General features: G+C 62.1%; 17 protein-coding genes. 6 read left to right on the top strand and 11 right to left on the bottom strand.

The features are described 5' to 3' along the window. Positions 1-5: 5 nt before the first annotated feature. From DM995_RS12455 to DM995_RS12445, 3 genes are read left to right on the top strand one after another with little or no spacing between them, the layout of a single operon-like run. Positions 6-284, top strand: coding sequence for an STAS domain-containing protein (locus DM995_RS12455; protein ID WP_023836570.1), 279 nt, complete (start codon positions 6-8; stop codon positions 282-284). Continuing rightward, positions 281-727: an Hpt domain-containing protein gene (locus tag DM995_RS12450; RefSeq protein WP_232824367.1), complete on the top strand. Its 447-nt coding sequence runs from the start codon at positions 281-283 to the stop codon at positions 725-727. Before DM995_RS12455 ends, DM995_RS12450 begins: the two co-directional genes overlap by 4 nt. Beyond that, on the top strand, positions 714-1,253 hold the full coding sequence (locus DM995_RS12445; RefSeq protein WP_157973190.1) for a TolC family protein: 540 nt from the start codon (positions 714-716) through the stop codon (positions 1,251-1,253). Before DM995_RS12450 ends, DM995_RS12445 begins: the two co-directional genes overlap by 14 nt. 45 nt (positions 1,254-1,298) lie before the next feature. Here DM995_RS12445 and DM995_RS12440 read toward each other — a convergent pair whose 3' ends face one another. After that, positions 1,299-1,571 carry a protein usg gene (locus tag DM995_RS12440; RefSeq protein ID WP_023836011.1) on the bottom strand — a complete coding sequence of 91 codons (273 nt, stop codon included), beginning with the start codon at positions 1,569-1,571 and terminating at the stop codon, positions 1,299-1,301. A 280-nt stretch (positions 1,572-1,851) separates the two neighbouring features. Here DM995_RS12440 and DM995_RS12435 point away from each other — a divergent pair, with 280 nt between their 5' ends. Then, positions 1,852-2,166, top strand: coding sequence for a co-chaperone GroES (locus tag DM995_RS12435; protein ID WP_023836010.1), 315 nt, complete (start codon positions 1,852-1,854; stop codon positions 2,164-2,166). A gap of 60 nt (positions 2,167-2,226) precedes the next feature. After that, entirely contained in the window at positions 2,227-3,846 is a 1,620-nt protein-coding gene (gene groL / locus DM995_RS12430; RefSeq protein WP_116969624.1) for a chaperonin GroEL, read from the top strand. A 213-nt stretch (positions 3,847-4,059) separates the two neighbouring features. On the opposite strand, the gene DM995_RS12425 is transcribed toward groL, so the two are convergent. Beyond that, positions 4,060-4,959 carry an aldose epimerase family protein gene (locus DM995_RS12425; RefSeq protein WP_116969623.1) on the bottom strand — a complete coding sequence of 300 codons (900 nt, stop codon included), beginning with the start codon at positions 4,957-4,959 and terminating at the stop codon, positions 4,060-4,062. A gap of 6 nt (positions 4,960-4,965) precedes the next feature. Then, positions 4,966-6,921 carry a beta-galactosidase gene (locus tag DM995_RS12420; RefSeq protein ID WP_232824366.1) on the bottom strand — a complete coding sequence of 652 codons (1,956 nt, stop codon included), beginning with the start codon at positions 6,919-6,921 and terminating at the stop codon, positions 4,966-4,968. Between the two features lie 91 nt (positions 6,922-7,012). On the opposite strand from DM995_RS12420, the gene DM995_RS12415 reads away from it, so the two are divergent. Continuing rightward, on the top strand, positions 7,013-7,675 hold the full coding sequence (locus tag DM995_RS12415; protein WP_031317438.1) for a TetR/AcrR family transcriptional regulator: 663 nt from the start codon (positions 7,013-7,015) through the stop codon (positions 7,673-7,675). A gap of 5 nt (positions 7,676-7,680) precedes the next feature. On the opposite strand, the gene DM995_RS12410 is transcribed toward DM995_RS12415, so the two are convergent. Genes DM995_RS12410 through DM995_RS12375 form a run of 8 tightly spaced genes read right to left on the bottom strand, consistent with a single transcriptional unit; the run spans position 7,681 to position 17,042 of the window. Further along, positions 7,681-8,427, bottom strand: coding sequence for a Coq4 family protein (locus DM995_RS12410; protein WP_023836005.1), 747 nt, complete (start codon positions 8,425-8,427; stop codon positions 7,681-7,683). Between the two features lie 26 nt (positions 8,428-8,453). Then, on the bottom strand, positions 8,454-9,218 hold the full coding sequence (locus DM995_RS12405) for an SDR family NAD(P)-dependent oxidoreductase (RefSeq protein WP_023836004.1): 765 nt from the start codon (positions 9,216-9,218) through the stop codon (positions 8,454-8,456). Next, positions 9,211-10,167 (bottom strand): alpha/beta fold hydrolase, encoded by a 957-nt coding sequence (locus DM995_RS12400; RefSeq protein ID WP_116970450.1) that lies wholly within the window; start codon positions 10,165-10,167, stop codon positions 9,211-9,213. Before DM995_RS12400 ends, DM995_RS12405 begins: the two co-directional genes overlap by 8 nt. Beyond that, positions 10,164-11,144, bottom strand: a complete 981-nt coding sequence (locus DM995_RS12395) for a VOC family protein (protein ID WP_116969621.1) — start codon at positions 11,142-11,144, stop codon at positions 10,164-10,166. Before DM995_RS12395 ends, DM995_RS12400 begins: the two co-directional genes overlap by 4 nt. Then, positions 11,141-12,511, bottom strand: coding sequence for an MFS transporter (locus DM995_RS12390; protein ID WP_116969620.1), 1,371 nt, complete (start codon positions 12,509-12,511; stop codon positions 11,141-11,143). Before DM995_RS12390 ends, DM995_RS12395 begins: the two co-directional genes overlap by 4 nt. A gap of 52 nt (positions 12,512-12,563) precedes the next feature. Then, complete coding sequence (locus DM995_RS12385) at positions 12,564-13,301, bottom strand: SDR family NAD(P)-dependent oxidoreductase (protein ID WP_157973189.1); 738 nt, start codon at positions 13,299-13,301, stop codon at positions 12,564-12,566. 35 nt (positions 13,302-13,336) lie between these two features. Next, a complete protein-coding gene (locus tag DM995_RS12380) occupies positions 13,337-14,635 on the bottom strand; it encodes an alpha/beta hydrolase family protein (RefSeq protein ID WP_116969618.1) in 1,299 nt (432 codons plus the stop codon). Positions 14,636-14,693: 58 nt separating this feature from the next. Then, a complete protein-coding gene (locus DM995_RS12375; protein WP_116969617.1) occupies positions 14,694-17,042 on the bottom strand; it encodes a TonB-dependent receptor in 2,349 nt (782 codons plus the stop codon). Positions 17,043-17,397: the final 355 nt, after the last annotated feature.

Below are 17,397 nucleotides of genomic sequence, written 5' to 3'. Positions count from 1 at the left end.
GAGTGATGCATCAACTGACTCTGCCCAGCCGGTGCGATCGCGCGAGCGCGATCTCGCTGCATGCCGAACTGCGCGACAAGCTGAAGGCAGGTCCGGTGGCGATCGACGGGTCGGATGTCACCGCGCTCGGCCAGGCCATGCTGCAGCTTCTGCTCAGCGCGCGCCAGACCGCGAATCGTGCGGGGCAGACGCTGACCATCACTCCTTCTGAAAAAATGCGCGCGACGCTGACCAATGCCGGAGCCGATCCGGACATGCTGTGCGGAAATGGAATGCCGTCATGACCAACGAGGAAATCCGTACCATCTTCTTCGCCGAATGCGAGGAAGCGCTGGCCTCCGCCGAACGGGCGCTGACCATCTGCAAGAGCCAGCCCGACAATATGGACGCGGTCAACGACGTGTTCCGCTCGGTGCACTCGATCAAGGGTGGCGCAGGCGCGTTCGGCTATACCGCGCTGCAGGTCTATACCCATGGCTTCGAGACGCTGCTCTCGGACGTGCGTGACGGCATCCTGCCGATGACCGAGGACCTGCTCTCGCTGCTGCTTCGCGCGCTCGACCTGCTTGGCGACCATGTCGCACGGGCGCTCGAGGGCAGCGAAGCGCCCGATGACAGCGCGATGATCGCCCAGCTGGCCGCTGCCCAGCAGGGCGGCGGCACAGCGGCCCCCGTCGAGGCCGGCGACGGCGGCCCTGCGCAGCCGCCCCGATGTGGTCGCCGCTGAACGCCGTCTGGCTGCTGCCGATGCCGAGATCGCGGCAGCGGCGGCAGAGCGCTTTCCCAGTTTCAGCCTGACGGCGGGCCTGGGGCTGATCTCGCTGGCGCTCGGCGATCTGCTCACCCAGGACGCTATCATCGGTTCGCTGGGCGGCGCGATCTCCGGGCCGTTGATCGATTTCGGCCGGGTGGGTACGCGTATCGATCAGCGCGAGGCCGAGGGGCGGGAGGCCTTTGCAAACTACCGAAAGACGCTGTTCACCGCTCTAGGGGAGACCGAAGCAGCGCTGGGCGGCCTCGACGCGGCAAGGCGCAACGCAAGTGGCCTGTTGCGCCAGTCCGAACTTGACCGGGCCGCAGCCGAGATCGCGCGCGAGCGCTACCGCCTGGGCCTTTCAACCTTTCTGACCGTACTGGACGCGGAGCGCGTCCGGCTTGCATCGGCCGAGGCAGCGGTCAGCGCACTGGCCAGCGCAAGGCGGCAGGAGATTGCGCTCTATCGCGCAGCAGGTGGCGCAGACGCTGCACCGTGATAAGGCGAACGCGGAATTCCGGCGGTCGGCCCTGCACTGCCGCCGCTATTGGATGCAGCGGACAGCGTCGGTTGGTCTCCAGTTACGCGGCCCCATATTGCGGTCGTTGGCGATCGTCACGGAGTGCAGCACCGCCTCGATATCGCGCCGCCACGTGTCGAGAAAACGGCGCAGCCCGGGATATTCGGGGGCTTCGTCATATTGCTGCCAGACGAACAGCTGCAGCAGCGAGGGATGATCGGGCAGATAATAGACGATCTCCACGGTCGTCAGGCTGTAGCCCAGAAGCTGCAACCGAAAATCATCATCTCCCGCCATGATGCGTTCTCCCGATGCTGTTCAGATGGCCCTTGCAAACAGGGGTAATAATCGTCGGCAAATCTCTGTCGAACCGCGGGCCTTGTCAAGCAGGGTTGCAGCGCAAATCCCCTCTATCCCATTGATATAATGCATCTTATTGGCACTCACCGCCGGCGAGTGCTGAAAATTTGAGCGCCCCTCTTGAACTGCCCCGACAGGCTAACAATTTTGCCGCTCGCCTCCTGCTGGAGTCTCCGGGGGAGGCTTCCATCAACGTTTTTGCAATTGGAGGTTATGCATGCATTTCCGTCCCTTGCACGATCGCGTGCTGGTTCGCCGTATCGAGGCCGATGAGAAGACGGCCGGCGGCATCATCATTCCCGACACTGCCAAGGAAAGGCCGCAGGAAGGCGAAGTGGTCGCCACCGGACCGGGCAGCCGTTCCGACAAGGGCGAGCTGATCGCGCTGGCCGTTCAGCCGGGCGATCGCATCCTGTTCGGCAAATGGTCGGGCACCGAGGTCAAGATCGACGGCGAGGATCTGCTCATCATGAAGGAGAGCGACATCCTGGGCGTGGTCGAGACCGTGGCCGAGCTGAAACAGGCGGCCTGACCTTTCCCGTCGTCATTTCCATTTGTTCAACCGAAATCTGGAAAAAGGAGGTAGGCCATCATGGCTGCCAAGGAAGTAGTGTTCGCAGAAGACGCTCGCGCCCGGATGCTGCGCGGCGTCGATATCCTGGCCAATGCGGTCAAGGTAACCCTCGGCCCCAAGGGGCGCAATGTGGTGATCGAAAAGAGCTTCGGCGCGCCGCGCATCACCAAGGACGGCGTGACCGTCGCCAAGGAAATCGAGCTCAAGGACAAGTTCGAGAACATGGGCGCGCAGATGCTGCGCGAGGTTGCCAGCAAGCAGAATGACAAGGCCGGCGACGGCACCACCACCGCCACGGTGTTGGCCCAGGCCATCGTGCGCGAGGGCGCCAAGGCCGTCGGTGCGGGCATGAACCCGATGGACCTCAAGCGCGGCATCGACTTGGCGGTCAGGACCGTGGTCGCCGATCTGGAATCGCACGCCAAGAAGGTCGTGTCGAACAGCGAGATCGCGCAGGTCGCGACCATTTCGGCCAATGGCGATCAGGAGGTCGGCCGTATCCTTGCCGAAGCCATGAACAAGGTCGGCAATGAAGGCGTGATCACGGTCGAGGAAGCCAAGAGCCTCGAGACCGAACTCGAGACCGTCGAGGGCATGCAGTTTGATCGCGGCTATCTCTCGCCCTATTTCGTGACCAATGCCGAGAAGCTGCGGGTCGAGCTGGAAGACCCGTACATCCTGATCCACGAGAAGAAGCTGTCCAACCTCGCACCGATGATCCCGCTGCTCGAGCAGGTGGTGCAGTCGGGCCGTCCGCTGCTGATCGTCGCCGAGGATGTCGAGGGCGAGGCGCTGGCGACGCTCGTGGTCAACCGGCTGCGCGGTGGCCTCAAGGTCGCCGCCGTCAAGGCTCCGGGTTTCGGCGATCGTCGCAAGGCGATGCTCGAGGATATCGCCATCCTCACCGGCGGTAATGTGGTCAGCGAGGAACTGGGCACCAAGCTGGAGAATGTCACCATTCCCATGCTCGGCCGCGCCAAGAAGGTCATCATCGACAAGGACAACACGACGATCGTCGACGGCGCCGGACAGCGCAGCGACATCGACGGCCGCGTGGCGCAGATCTGCGCGCAGATCGAGACCACGACCAGCGACTATGATCGCGAGAAGCTGCAGGAGCGCGTCGCCAAGCTCGCCGGGGGCGTGGCGGTGATCCGCGTTGGCGGCGCGACTGAGGTCGAGGTCAAGGAGAAGAAGGACCGGGTGGACGATGCGCTCCACGCGACGCGTGCTGCGGTCGAGGAAGGCATCCTGCCCGGCGGCGGCATCGCGCTGCTGCGCGCCATCAAGTCGCTCGAAGGGCTGAAGGCTGCCAATGACGACCAGCAGTCGGGCATCGACATCGTCCGCCGGGCTTTGCGCGCGCCTGCCCGCCAGATTGCGGAGAACGCGGGCGAGGACGGCGCGTTCATCGTCGGCAAGCTGCTCGAGGCCAACGAATATTCCCGCGGCTTCAATGCGGCCACCGGCACCTATGAGGACCTGGTTGCAGCGGGCGTGATCGATCCGGCCAAGGTCGTGCGCACCGCGCTGCAGGATGCGGCGTCAGTAGCGGGCCTGCTAATCACCACCGAGGCGATCGTGACCGAGGCTCCGAAGGAGGACCGGGCTGCGGCCACGCCGCCAATGGACTTCTGATCGGATGCACATGATGGGTTGGGGGCAGCGCCCAGTCTGCTCCCGACCCAGACCAGGTCACTCGCAACAGCCGCCATGAGCGTCCGCTCCTGACGGAACCCGCCGAATGGCTTCCACGATGCGGTTGGTTAGCGATGCGACCAGCCGCTGGCCATGAGCCGTTGACTTCAGGTTGCCAGATTGTGATGATTTCAATCGTCAGATTTGACGCTGTTACTGCCCGCCGCCTATCTTTTCCATCCCGCGCAGACCGGCGGCTAAGCTGATGCCCCATCGCCGATGGTATGTCGCGCTAGGTGCCACGATATCGGCCGCAGCATATTCCCCGCGCCCAAAGGCATCAGGCGGATGACTCACCGGTTCGACACAAAAATAATCCTCTCCGGCGGGGACATAGAGGTGAACGCCCGCCATCGCGGTACCATGAACAACGACAGGATGATTGCCGCCCCAAATGGTGATCGGTTCGGTAGTGGGAAAGAAATTGTCGAGCCCTTCAAGAGCATCAACCGGCACCGGCTGAGTGTCTTGGAACATATCCGTCGGCGCCAGCGCTTTGGCAAGACCATCCGTATGATTTACCCACATCCCTGTCGCGCGGAGGGTGACAGCGCTTGCGCGACGACGGACAAAATAGGGATGGATACCCGTGCCACAGGGCATGGACGAATACCGGTCGCGGTTCACGATGGCCATGTCGATGTGAATGCCGCGGGAGTGAATGAGAAAGCGCTGTTCTGCGCGATAGGACCAGGGCCAGCCTTCATCGCCTTCGACGCCTCGCCCGGGGTGATCATAGAACAGGGTCAATTGGCATTCGCTGACATCGGAAACCTCCCAGTCCCTGCGCCAGCCATGCCCATGGTGTGCATGCGGCAAGGCAAGAAGCTCACGATCAAGCTGCACCGTCCGCTCTCCGATGCGAAGCAGGCCATGGCCAATCCGGTTGGCGAAGGGCACCAGCGGAAAGCTCGCGCAATCCAGGATGTCACCGACATCGGGGCCCGCGCTTCGGAACACCGGCTCGCCCTTGAAGTGCAGCGATGCCATGGCCCCGCCAAGAGCGGGAAGGATCACTGCGCGCCAGCCCAAAGCTTCTAGGGTGATGGCCATCGCGGCTCAGAGCTTCAGTACGGCTACACCGGCGGCCGCCAGTTCTCGTTGGCCCAGCACCAGCTTTCCTCCGATATCATCGGGTATGGCGATAGTTTCGGTTGAATAGTTGAAAGCAAAGACGTGGCTTCCTGTGCGGCGGATACGCAGTCCAGCGGGCAGGTGAACTGTCTTGATGCCAGCATCCCTCGCGGCGGTGCGCAACACCATCGCAAGCAGATCCTGATCAGGCCACGCGGCGAGGTAGCGCCGATTGCCCGAGCGCCAGCAGGCGACGGTGCCGTCATCGGCGACGAGTTCTGCTGCCGCATCGGTTTCCAAATGCTCGATCCAGCGGCGCACGGCCCAGCCCTGACCCGGATGTATCAGCCCTGGCCTAAGGCTTTCCACTCGCACCACCCTGGCTGGAAAAATCGGCCCCGGCGGCAGGGTCTCGGGAATCGCAAAGTCGGCTGTGCGGCTGCCCGATCGAGGGCCGATCACGACAGGGCCTTTAAAGTCGTCAAGATGCGCCAGCAGTTTGTCAGGCACCACGGGCATGCAGGGCACCACGCACAGCTTGTAGCCTTCGAGCGGCGCATCGGGCGGCAGGATGTCGACATTCAGCCCCATCTGCCGCAGCGCGCTATAGGCATCGAAAGCTGCCCATAATGCCGATAGCCCCGCACCCTGCGGCTGGATGGTGGTGATCCAGTCCGAATCATAGGAGAAGATCAGCGCCACGCTTTTGACGGCATCGGACATAGGGCCGATCGCGGCGATGTCACGCGCGGCCTGAGCCGCCTCGGCATAAGCTGGCGCAGGAGCATTGTCGGGCCGAAGCAGGCCTGCATGCAGCTGTTCCTGGGCGAAGGGTGCCTGGCGCCAGCGGAAATAGCTGACCAGTTCAGCGCCATGGGCCAGCGCCTCGAGCGTCCAAAGCCGCACCATGCCATCCAGCGGCGCCGGGTTGTGCCGCGCCCAGTTGACAGGCCCAGGCTGCTGCTCCAGCACCCACCAACGGCCACTGCGCGTGCATCCCCGGTACAGATCGTGATGGAATGCGGCGATATCGGGATGGCCTTGCCGTGCATAGCGAAGCTTGTCGTCCTCGCTGAACCGGAAGCTGTCGAGAAAGCCCAGGGGATAGCTGTCCCAGCCCACGGCATCGAGCGACTGCGCCACATCATGATGATCGAACTCGGTAAAGAAGCCCATGAAATTGTGGGTGATGGCCCGACCGGGGGACATTGCCCGCAGGATGTCCACTTGGATATGGTTGAAGCGGACGACCTCGTCCGAGGCGAAGCGGCGGAAGGCGAGCCAATGCGCCGGATTCGCTTCGGTAACGGTCAGATTGGGCAAGTCGATTTCATCGAAGCTGCGATATTCCTGACTCCAGAACACATTGCCCCAGGCCCGGTTGAGCACCGCGACATCGCCATAATGTTCGGCCAGCCATGCACGGAACGCGGCCAGGGCAGCGGGAGAAAAGCTCTGTACCGTGTCATGGCAGCCATATTCATTGTCCGTCTGCCAGGCCACAATCGCCGGATGGTGACCATAGCGCTCGGCCATCGCGCGGGTAATGCGCGCGGCCTGCCTGCGATATCCAATATGGCTGAAACAGTAATGTCGACGCGACCCGAACCGCCTCGGACGACCGTCGCGGTCGACCGCGATCATGTCGGGCATGGAATCGACCAACCATTTCGGAGGCGTGGCCGTGGGCGTTCCCAAGATGGTGCCGAGCCCCGCAGCGTGAAGCGTTTCGATCGCCCGATCGAGCCAGTCCCAAGCGTACTGACCTGGCTCAGGTTCGATTCGACTCCAGGCAAACTCGCCGATGCGCACCCGGGTCAGGCCGATCTCGCGCATGCGCCGGGCGTCGTCGATCCATTGCGCTTCGGGCCAGTGCTCGGGATAGTAGCAGACGCCGAGCTGCATCAGCAGTGGCTTGGGGGATGGGCTCTCGGAGATCATGGCTGCGCGGTTGCTCTTTTTGGGATCAGGGGGCAATTACGAATAGACGATATGTTCAATTGGCGCTCATGCCACATCAAAAAGGCGGCACATGGCTGACCGGGGTTTGAAATCCAAAGCAGCACCGCGCAAGCGTGTCCGACTGGCACCAAAAGAGCGGCAATCGCTCATCCTGGACCGCACCGCCGATATCATCGCGCGCGAAGGCGTTTCGGCGCTGTCCATGGACCGGATCGGGCGCGAGGCCGGAGTCAGCAAGTCGCTGGTCTATGCCTATTTCCCCAGCATGACCGACCTTTTGCGACAGCTGTTGCAGCGCGAATGGCGCAGGCTCCGGCGTTTGCAGGCCGAGGCGGCAGACCAGGCCGAGACAATGGAAGGGCTGGTGCGCGCGGTGACCCATGTCTACCTCAAGTATATCGACGAGCGTGGCATGCTCATCGAACGGCTTCAGGCCGAACCGTCTGTATCCGCGATCCATGATCCCACCGAGTTCGGCAGGGACAGCGCCGTCGGCTATCTCGCTGAAATCGTTGCCGAGCATTACGGGCTTCCGCAGGACATCGCCAAGGCTGCGACGGATATCAGCTTTGGTCTGCCGGCAGCTGCGGGCGCTTATCTGCTGCAGCGACGCCTGAGCCGGGAGGTGCTGGAAGACCTGACCGTTACCATGATCCTCGGCACACTCAATGAGCTGAAGCGCGAACATATGGCCCGCCTTCAGCCAATCCGGCGCGCACGGTTGCTGAGGTGATCTGCTCAAGCTTCGGCGGCGAGCAGATCCGGTACCCGCTCCGATGTAGGATTGACGACGGCAACGGGGCCATCATCAAGGCCATATTCCCTCCGCAACCGGTCCAGCGGTTCGTGAACGCGATTCTCGAAAGCCACGAACTGCAGGCTGCGGGCGCGACGCCCTCGCGACCAGCCATCGCTAATGGCATCCATCGCCGGCTGGATCAGCAGCGGATCGACCAGCGCCATATGACCTGAAACGACCGCAATCCACATCGCGGCATAGGGAAAGTCCATCTGCGCCAGCTGAAACGCCTGCAGCGCCAGCTCTCCGAATGGGGTCGCCGGATAGCCGGTCAGCACATGGTGCAGATCATGCGTCTGAAAGCCCCGCACCACCTTGTAGGCAATGGCGGGCGGCATGCGATCAATCTTGCCGCTGAGCTCCAGCGCTTCGTGCCGGGCGCGATAGCCCGCTGCCAGATGCTCGACCAGATGATTATCGACCATGAAAGCGCGATACGCATGGCCGAGCGTTCCGGGCGCACAATCATCCAGCATGGCAAGTCGAAAGTCCGGCGCCAGCCAGGCCTCGCGCGCCAAAGGACCATGTTCCGGATGATTGACGATGGCAGCCTCATATTTGGCAATGGCATCGGCAGGTGCCGTCTCCCACCATTCATTAAACAACCAGTCGATGCCATGCGTGTAGAAATTGTCGATGCTTTGGAGAAATTTCTCTCCGAAGCCGCGTTCGATCGGATTGGCCATCTGCGTCTCTCCTCGGGCTCTGTCGCTTATTTCGCCAGGCTTCCGCCATCGACCGGCACCAGCGCGCCGGTCATGAAGCGGGCGGCGTCACTGACCAGAAAGGCCAGAACCTCGGCCATTTCCTCCGGCGTGCCATAGCGCCCGAGTGGGGTACCATGAGCCAGCTGCGGGCGGACGGCCTCAGGGTTCTCAGGCGACAGCTTTCTTTCAAGCTGAAACATCATTTCGGTACCGGTCGGGCTGGGGCAGATGGCGAGAACCCTGACGCCATGCGGCGCCATGGTCACTGCGGCCGACTTGGTCATGCCATTCACGGCCGCTTTGCTTGTGTTATACCCGAAGATGTTGCCGCCGCCGCCAAAGCCGGAAACCGACGAGGTGTTCACAATGACGCCGCGGCCGCGGCGCTGCATATGGCCACCGACATGCTTCAGGCCCAGGAACACGCCCTTCACATTCACCGCCATGATGCGGTCGAAATCGTCCTCGCTATAGTCCACCGCGCTGGCAACCGGGCCGGAGATACCGGCATTGTTGAACAGGATGTCGATACCGTCGCCAAGGCGGCAGGCCGTATCCACGGCACGCAACCAATCGGCGCTTTGGACCACATCGCCAATGAAGGGCGTGACATCGCCTGCTTCGGCTGCATCTGTGAAATCGGCATCGGCCCGGTCGAACGCCAGAACGCGCACGCCATCGGCGCAAAGCCTGCGCACAGCAGCCAACCCGATACCTCGAGCTGCGCCAGTCACGATGGCCACGCGGCCATGAAGCGAGGAATCAGCCATGATATTGGTCCTTGTCGAATGAAGCTGCGCTATCAGCAAAAATGAAGTCGCGGATGAGCTCGGCGCACAGGGCCGGCGCATCGCGATGCGGCACATGCCCGGCCTCGGGCAGCCGGATGACGCGGGCGTGCGGGCACGCGCTTGCGATCATATCAGGCATGCTTGGCACGAAAACGGTATCGCGCTCGCCCCAGATTATCAGCACCGGGCAAGCGATCGCCAGGACGGGCAGGCCTATGTCCGGTTCCAGGGCTGTTATGGCATCGGCGGGCGGGATCACGAATGGGGCGGCCCGGTACCATGCCCGCATCGCAGACCAGGCCTCAGGCTGAGTCCAAGCGTCGCGATAGCTCTCGATATCGCGAGATGTGAGAAGTTTTCGTCGGATGGCGTCGCCCAGAAATCGCTCGATCAGCGCATCTGCTTGTGCCTCGCAGAAAACGCTGTCCGCAGCCTCGGAGCGCAGCAGGGTGATGTATTGCGAAGCAGCGCGCTGCTGCGCGTGGTGCAGTATCATGTGCTGGAATATGCGGGCTGGTGGTGCGTTCAGCACGATCAGCCCGGCAATCCGTTCCGGAAAGCGCTCTGCGAATTCGAACGCAATCACGCCGCCCCAGTCATGGCCACACAGATGCACCTGCTCAAGTTCCAGCGCGTCGATCATACCCAGCAGGTCGCGCACCAGGGTTTCGATACGATAGTCTTGCACAGCACCAGGCCGGCTGCTGCCCCGGTACCCACGCTGATCGGGCGCAAGCTGACGGATACCGCTGCCAAGGCGCTCGGCCAGCGGCCTCCAACTGGCTGCATGGTCGGGAAAGCCATGAAGCATCAGGAGCGGCGCGCCTTCTCCCTGCTCCAGATAGTCGAGTTCTATACTGTTCGTTGCGATGCGGTGCTGGGCGGGTGATGCACTCGATCCACCATGCAAAGACAAATCCTGCCTCATTGCCCGGCCACCCCTGCCGCCAGTTGCTTGCGCCACGCGGTTCTGGCGATATCGACGGCTCGCCCTTGTCGCTCCTCAATCATAGCCTTGACTGTCAGAGCGGCGCCCTGGCCAGGTTGCAGCAGTTCAAAGACATTCCCGTCCGGGTCGCGACCAAAGAGGACGGTTGCTGATCCCACATCCTGCGGCGGACCATGCAGCTCTATACCATGGGACACCAGGCGCCGATAATCCGCCTCCAGATCATCACTCTCGAAGCAGATGTGATTCCAACCCGGCGTGTTGAGCGCTTGGCGCGCGACAGGAGTGGTCGGAGGCTGATGGTACTGCCAGAATTCCAGTTCGGCATTGGAAAGGCGAAGCCACCCGCCATCGAAGCGGACATCGGCGATCCCGGCAACGCGGTCGAATTTCGGATCCGGGCCGAAAGCGCCCTGACGCGCGCTTTCCTGGCCGGTCAGCAAGGCGTAAAAGGCCAGTAGCCGGGGCATGTCGGGCGAGACGATCGCGGTGTGCGCGAACCAGGGCCTGTCAGCCGCTGCGGGTGCCCAAGGCACGCCCTCAAGCTCGATGATATTGCCTTCAGGATCGCGAATATACACGTAGCTGTTGCCCGTGCCCAAGCCGGACGGCCGACTATGCGACGCAGCACCAGCGCTTACAAAGCCGTCATACAGACTGTCAGACAGGTCTTGTTGCAGGCAGATATGGCGAATGCCCGCAGAATAGACTTCACGCCCCGGATTGGCGCAATGCCCCGCGTCGGAATACTCGAACAACTCGATCGCGCCCAGCGTGCCCCGCAGCAACGCCACGCGCGCGCGGGCGTCGTCCATTTGCAGCATCGCCCGGTTCTCCGGCGTATCGGCAAGGTCAAAACGCGACGCGACGGCGAAGGCCTGCTGACTGGTAAAAAAGGCGATAGCGGCATCGAGATCGCTGACGACGAGGCCGGTGTGATGGAGGCCGGTGATCATGGCATAGGCTCCGCTTGAAGGGACTCGCTCGCCCGCGCGTCGATCTGGGCCCGGATGGTTTTGTGGGTGGCGGCGGTGAGTGAATAGCGCCACGCCAGCATGGCTGCGATCAGGACCAGCGCACAGGGAACGAGGCTGTAGCTGATCGACAGAGCGAGCAGAGGCTCGGCCCGGCTCTCCCCTGCTGACTGGTAGCCCACCGCTCCCAGGATCAGCAGTGGCAGACCCGCACCCAAGGCATAGCCCATCTTCTGCACCATCGCCATCGCCGCAAAGAACAGGCCCTGCTGCCGATCGAGCGTTTCGGCCGTGTCGATATCAGCCGTGTCGGCCACCATTGCATGGGGCAGCATCAGCACGGCACCATAGCAGCTACCCTTGAGGATGAAGAGCGCCGTGAACAGCACGACACCGCCCTTGGGCACCAGGAACATGCAGGCATTGGTCAATGCGACAATGACGAGCGCCAGCGTCAATGCCCGGTGCTTTTCGATCCGCTTGGCCAGCCAGACCCACCCCGGCATCACGAGCAGCGCCGAGGCGAAATAGAGGAAATAGACGATACCGATATTGGTGACACCGACGACATCGCGCGCGAAGAAAACGGTGATGGTCTGCCTGAATACTTCGCCGATCGTGGCAATCAGCACCAGCAGCGTGATGTTGAGAAATGCCCGGTTGCGTCCCAGCATGCGAAGTGCGCCACCGAGGTGGAATGGCGCCTTGCGGATGGGCGCGGCCGGTTCGGGAACGAGCATGAAGGCAAGCGTTGCACAGACCGGCAGCAGCGCGATGATCACGATGCTCAACGCGGCCATCACGTCCGCACTCGTCGCCCCGGGCTGCGACAGGACATAAGCGGGAATCAGCGTCGACGTGATCAGGCCAACAATGCTGAACCCCTGCGATACCGAGCTGATGCGCGTGCGAACATGATAGTCGGACGAGAGTTCGGCAGACCAGGCCTGATAAGGCAGCAGTATGAGCGTATAGCCAAGATACACCAGCGCGACCGCCAGCGCGAAATAGACGATGCCGGCGTCGGCTGCGGGGACGAAGAGCATCCGTACGCCCGCAGTCATCGCGATAGTCCCGAAGATCAGCCACACCCGGCGACGCCCAATGCGTGGCCGCCACCGATCGGACATGATTCCGATGATGGGGTCGGTAATGAAATCGGACAGCCGCGCGAGGATAAGAGCGATGCCGATCAGCTGCAGGCTGAGCTGCAACTGCCCCGAATAGAGCGGAGCGAGATAGATCGCGATCGGCAGCCCGATCATGCCGAGCGGCAGTTGCACCGACCCAAAGGCGAGAATGCGCCAGAAGGCGATGGGAGCATCGACGGTTGCTGCAGTCGCCCTCATGCGCAGACCCCTGCTGCAGAATGGGCACCAAGACCAAGGCGCAGGTCAGCCGTCACAGCGGAAAGATCGTGTGGCCGCCGTCGAGCACAAGTGCCTGTCCGGTCATGAAATTGCTCTGCTGCGAGGCGAGATACACGGCAATGCCCTCCATGTCCTGCAACTGCCCGATGCTTCCCGACGCGGCTCGCCTGCGGCATCCGTCCTGGAACGCCTTGGGAGTGTTGAGCGACATTTCCGTTTCGATAAAGCCCGGCAGAATGGCATTGACCTGGATCCCGCTGCGGCCAAGTTCGATCGCGAGGGACCGCACCAGACCCATGACGGAGGCCTTGGTCATGCAATAGCCAGCGGAATTGGGCAGGCCCAGCAAGGCGGCGACCGACGATGTCACGATCAGCTTCCCGCCGCAGCCGGCTTCCTTCCAGTGGCGGATCGCCAGCTGGAAGGTATCTATCACGCTCATCACGTTGAGTTCGTGCGTTTGCAACCACGCATCGCGATCCAGATCAACGAAGGCCCCGCGCACGCCCGATCCACCAGCGTTGGCGAAGCAGCTGTTGATCTGGCCGAAGGCGGCAAGCGTTTCGGCAAAGGCAACGGCGGATGAACTGGGGTCCATCACATCCGCCACAAAGCTGCGCGCCGTGCCGCCAAGCGCTTCGAGTTCGGCGATAGCGGCCGCGTTCTTTTCCGCATTCCGCCCCCAGATGGCGACGGCCGCACCGCACTTTGCCAGGCCCTTCGCCATGGCGAGCCCCAGGCCGCCATTGCCGCCCGTAACGAGGGCCACATGCCCCTGAAGATCAAAGAGATTGTGCATTTAGGTCACTCGCCTGCTGATTTGTGATGCAATTCGAGCCCCCTGGCCCATCTGCGCTGAAAGCCGCGCCAATAATCGGGCTGGTTGTCACCCGCGAATGTCCCGCCCCATTGCTGCCCGAAGCTGCTGGGCCAGCGGCCGGCACTGGCGAGCGGAACGGGTACGTCAAGATACCGCCGCATGGCCTGGTCCTGCTTCAGGTGTAAGTCAAAGAAGGCGCTGATGAAGTGCACATTGATCCCCTCGATCCGCTCCTTGCGCCACACCGGATCGCTCAGATACTCGATGGCCGGAAAATCCGCGCCTTCGGGCAGATTCACAGGGTTGCCGGCAATATTGTGCGCAGCTTCGCGATAGACTAGCAGGTACCGGTTAGCACCGCTTGCAACGCCGAACAGTCGCTTAACGCCTTTTTCGAAATCGACCACGTCGTCCAGGTCGCCATCGATAAGCAACATCGGAGTCTTCAGCGCGGCAAGATCCTGATCGCGCCATACCATGGCTTCGGGTTGCGCGCCCCAGGGGGCCAGGGCGACGACCGCATCGATCTGCGCGGCCAGGGTTGGGTCAGGCCGGGGCAGCGCGGCCAAGGCTTGGCGCGGTAACTGGCGATAGGCCGGAGCTTCGGGATCAATCGGCACGCCTACGGTCGTGATAGTGCCATAGCCGCCCATCGAATAGCCCAGCACGCCGATGGCTTTCGGGTCGACCATGCCCGTCACGCCGGAATTCGTGACAGATCCGTCCAGAATCGCCCTGAGAACCGCCTGCTGGTCCCTGGATCGGTTCAATAGAACGCTCCCGAACGAGGTTGCAAACGAGGCGACATCGTTGAACGGCAGATCCCGGTGATCGATCGATGCAACGACATAGCCGCGCGAGGCCAAAGTCTCGCCAAGGCGGCTCATATGTTCGGCCCATCCGCCATAGCCATGGGACATGACGATTAGCGGAAACCGCTTACCGGTAAGCGCCTGCGCCGGTGCAAGGGCCATGCCCTGCTCGGACAGTTCAAGCACCTGCTGCCCCGGTACCGCCCGTTTGTGAAGATACAGCTGGCGGGTCGCATTGCGTTCAGGACGGGCAGGAAACCAGAGGCGCAGGCCAATTCTTCGGTCGCCCACAACCAGTTCCTCTGAAACGGTGCCAACGGAATACTGACCGAAGCCCGCCAGCTCCGGCATTTCTGCTGACGGAAGCGGTACATGCGTGGACAGGGCCGAACCGGCGGGTCGGGCTTCGGCGGTAGCCAGCGTGGCCAACGCGGCGACCACAAGCCCTGCCGCCTTGCTGTTCTGAAGCATTGTCACCGGCCTGAACTCTCCTTCTGCAACTGTCCGCCATCGTCCGTTGTACGGGGCATCAGCGGAACCCTACCCGCAAGGCCAGTCCGAACGTACGCGGATCGAGCAGGAAGGCGCTGCGGAAACTGCCGACTAGGTTCGAGTTCACTTCAAGGAAGGTGATGCTGTCGTCGTTCGCCAGGTTCTTGACGAACGCCGTGAGGCTCCAGTCCTTGTCGCTGTTGGCGACAACCAGCGAGGCATCGAGCTGGGACCAGCTGCCGACGCGGTCGGCGGGAAGGTTGAACTCGCGCGAATGGAAGCCCGATTGCGAATAGAAGTCGACGCGTGGCCGAACCGTCCATCCGTCCCCGGCCTCGAAGGTATATTCCGCTGCGAGTTTCAGAGTCCGGCGCGGCGCGTTGGGCAGCTGGTTGCCGCGCAGCTGGAATCGGGCATTGCCCCGAGCCGGATCAGCCGAGAGGAAATCACTCCGGATCTCCGCATCCAGCAAGCCAAGGCTGGCCTCGAGTCGCAACGGTTGGGCCGGACTGTACACCAGTTCGGCCTCGAAACCGCGCACCCTTGACTTGGGTATGTTGGTATTGGCCACTGCCGTGCCGACGAGGTTGCCGACGATCAGGTTGGAATAGTCATAGTTGAATGCCGCCAGATTCAACCGGCCCTTGCCGCCCAGGAAGGTGTTTTTCACCCCAAGCTCGAACGCATCAATCTCTTCGGAGTCGAACAGCGGGATCGTGTTGTTGCCGGGATTGAAGCCGCCTGACTTGAAGCCGCGCGAGAAGGACAGATAGACATTGGTGTCCTCGGTGAACGATACCTTCGGGGCCCAGTTCAGGATGGCGCGGCCTGTGACCTTGTTGAAATCGGCTTCGCCGATGAAATAGGGGCTGAGCACGAAAGTGCCTGAGGCAGTTTCGATACGTTTCTTGTCATGCGTGTAGCGCAGGCCGCCGGTGAGCTTGAGCGTGTCTGTGATATCGACATAGACCTCGCCGAATACAGCATAGGATTTCACCTGGCCCAGCCGCGTATCGAATTTGGAAACTGCGCCCAGCAAGCCGTTGGCCGGTGTCCATGTGTCGACAAAGCCGGCGCCGCGAGCGTTCATGTAGAAGCCGCCCAGGATGAAATTGAACGGACCGTCAAAGCTTGATGCAGCCCGAAGTTCCTGGCTGAACTGCTTCTGGCTGCCGCCCCCGGTCTGCGAGGTGCGATAATCGGTCGTGGTGACAGGTCGGCCCGACAGCAGATAGGTGAGGACGCCATTGCCATTGCCTGCGTTTGGAACGACCCGGGTGCCAAAGGTGCCGGGATTGAACGCATTGGGGCGGAAGCCCTGATCGAAATCGCGCTCGCTGGTATTGTCGCCATCGCGAAGACCTGTGAGCGAAGTAAGGGTGATTGCGCCCAGCTCCTGGGTGATCTCAAGCGTTCCGAGGAAGTCCTCTGCTTTCTGGAACGGACGCACATCGATCACGACATCGCGCAGGTTTGCCGGGTTCTGTGCGAACGTGCCAGGGCGCACCACACCGGGCAGCAGGAAGCTGTCGATCGGGAAGTTGGTCGTCGGGAACGCTGTGCCTGCCGAATTGGGCGAGCATCCGAACTGCGGGTCGGGCGTGCAAAGCGATTTCGCCGCGTTCTGTCGGTCGGAATCCTCTTTGAAATACGTCAGAGTAAGGTCGATCGTGGTCGAACTGGACGGTTCGATACGCGTGCTCGACCGGAGAGTGTACTGGTTGCGACCGTCAATATTGGTGTTGTCGAGAAGGTTGCGGGTATAGCCGTCGCGATTGATATAATTGGCGGCGAAGCGCTGATAGATGCCTTCGGCTATCGGCAGGTTGATTGCCGCATTGGCACGAATTCCGCGCGGGCTTTCGCCTTGCACCTCAACATAGCCTTCAAAGCTGTCGGTCGGGCGACGCGTAATGAAGTTGATTGCGCCGCCAGTTGTGTTGCGCCCGAACAGCGTCCCCTGCGGCCCACGCAGCACTTCAATGCGCTCCATGTCGAAGAATTCGCCGAAGCTGCTGCCCGATTGCAGGAACACGCCGTTGACCAGGACGCCGATATTGGTGTCGCCGGTGCCTCCGAACGACTGCGAGCCAACCCCACGTATAGTGATGTTGCGGTTGGCCGAGAGAGTGACGTTCGGCGCGTTGAACTGCAGGTCCTTGCTGTCCTCAATCCGCGCTGCCTGAAGGGCTTCTGCATTTAGCGCGGTGATGGCGATCGGCACTTCCTGGACGTTCTCCGCCTTGCGCTGTGCCGTAACAACGATGGTGTCGCGATCCTGCGCGGCATCAGCATCCTGATCCTGTGCCGCCAGCGGACTTGCTGCCGCCAGCCAAGCCAGCGTCAGCACCGATGCTCCACGTACCGTGTTCAAGCCCCTCGTCATGCCATCCTCCCTTTGTTTTGACGATATGTGCAATACAAATGGACTGATGGTCAATAGATTATCTCAGAGAGCCGATTTTACGCGAAAAATGGGCTGATTACAGATGCCTTGAGGAGGTTAATTCAACGAATCGACAAAACGACTCGGCGCGCGATCCTGCTCTGCGAGCGGCGTGGTGGTGGCGTCCGTGCGCAGCTGATCTGGCAGGAGGCGTTTGGGAGAGCCGCAGCCACTCGCGCTGGCGGAACTTAGCCTTTCAGCAAGCGTGCTCCGGCAGAAGGAATGCCCAGAAAATGGGCTTGATCAGGCTTGCCAGTACGCCGCCAGTGGTCCGCCAGCGCGCGATCTATTGCGG

It is taken from the genome of Blastomonas sp. UPD001 (genome assembly GCF_003426715.1).
Taxonomy (GTDB): Bacteria; Pseudomonadota; Alphaproteobacteria; order Sphingomonadales; family Sphingomonadaceae; genus Blastomonas.
Note: the sequence above shows the minus strand (reverse complement) of the source record. Positions and strands in the feature narration are given on the sequence as shown.

Bases quoted from the DNA above. Each gene is read 5' to 3' on its own strand.
- DM995_RS12455 (WP_023836570.1), top strand. From the start codon at position 6: ATGCATCAACTGACTCTGCCCAGCCGGTGCGATCGCGCGAGCGCGATC.
- DM995_RS12450 (WP_232824367.1), top strand. From the start codon at position 281: ATGACCAACGAGGAAATCCGTACCATCTTCTTCGCCGAATGCGAGGAA.
- DM995_RS12440 (WP_023836011.1), bottom strand. From the start codon at position 1,571: ATGGCGGGAGATGATGATTTTCGGTTGCAGCTTCTGGGCTACAGCCTG.
- DM995_RS12435 (WP_023836010.1), top strand. From the start codon at position 1,852: ATGCATTTCCGTCCCTTGCACGATCGCGTGCTGGTTCGCCGTATCGAG.
- groL (WP_116969624.1), top strand. From the start codon at position 2,227: ATGGCTGCCAAGGAAGTAGTGTTCGCAGAAGACGCTCGCGCCCGGATG.
- DM995_RS12425 (WP_116969623.1), bottom strand. From the start codon at position 4,959: ATGGCCATCACCCTAGAAGCTTTGGGCTGGCGCGCAGTGATCCTTCCC.
- DM995_RS12420 (WP_232824366.1), bottom strand. From the start codon at position 6,921: ATGATCTCCGAGAGCCCATCCCCCAAGCCACTGCTGATGCAGCTCGGC.
- DM995_RS12415 (WP_031317438.1), top strand. From the start codon at position 7,013: ATGGCTGACCGGGGTTTGAAATCCAAAGCAGCACCGCGCAAGCGTGTC.
- DM995_RS12410 (WP_023836005.1), bottom strand. From the start codon at position 8,427: ATGGCCAATCCGATCGAACGCGGCTTCGGAGAGAAATTTCTCCAAAGC.
- DM995_RS12405 (WP_023836004.1), bottom strand. From the start codon at position 9,218: ATGGCTGATTCCTCGCTTCATGGCCGCGTGGCCATCGTGACTGGCGCA.
- DM995_RS12400 (WP_116970450.1), bottom strand. From the start codon at position 10,167: ATGAGGCAGGATTTGTCTTTGCATGGTGGATCGAGTGCATCACCCGCC.
- DM995_RS12395 (WP_116969621.1), bottom strand. From the start codon at position 11,144: ATGATCACCGGCCTCCATCACACCGGCCTCGTCGTCAGCGATCTCGAT.
- DM995_RS12390 (WP_116969620.1), bottom strand. From the start codon at position 12,511: ATGAGGGCGACTGCAGCAACCGTCGATGCTCCCATCGCCTTCTGGCGC.
- DM995_RS12380 (WP_116969618.1), bottom strand. From the start codon at position 14,635: ATGCTTCAGAACAGCAAGGCGGCAGGGCTTGTGGTCGCCGCGTTGGCC.
- DM995_RS12375 (WP_116969617.1), bottom strand. From the start codon at position 17,042: ATGACGAGGGGCTTGAACACGGTACGTGGAGCATCGGTGCTGACGCTG.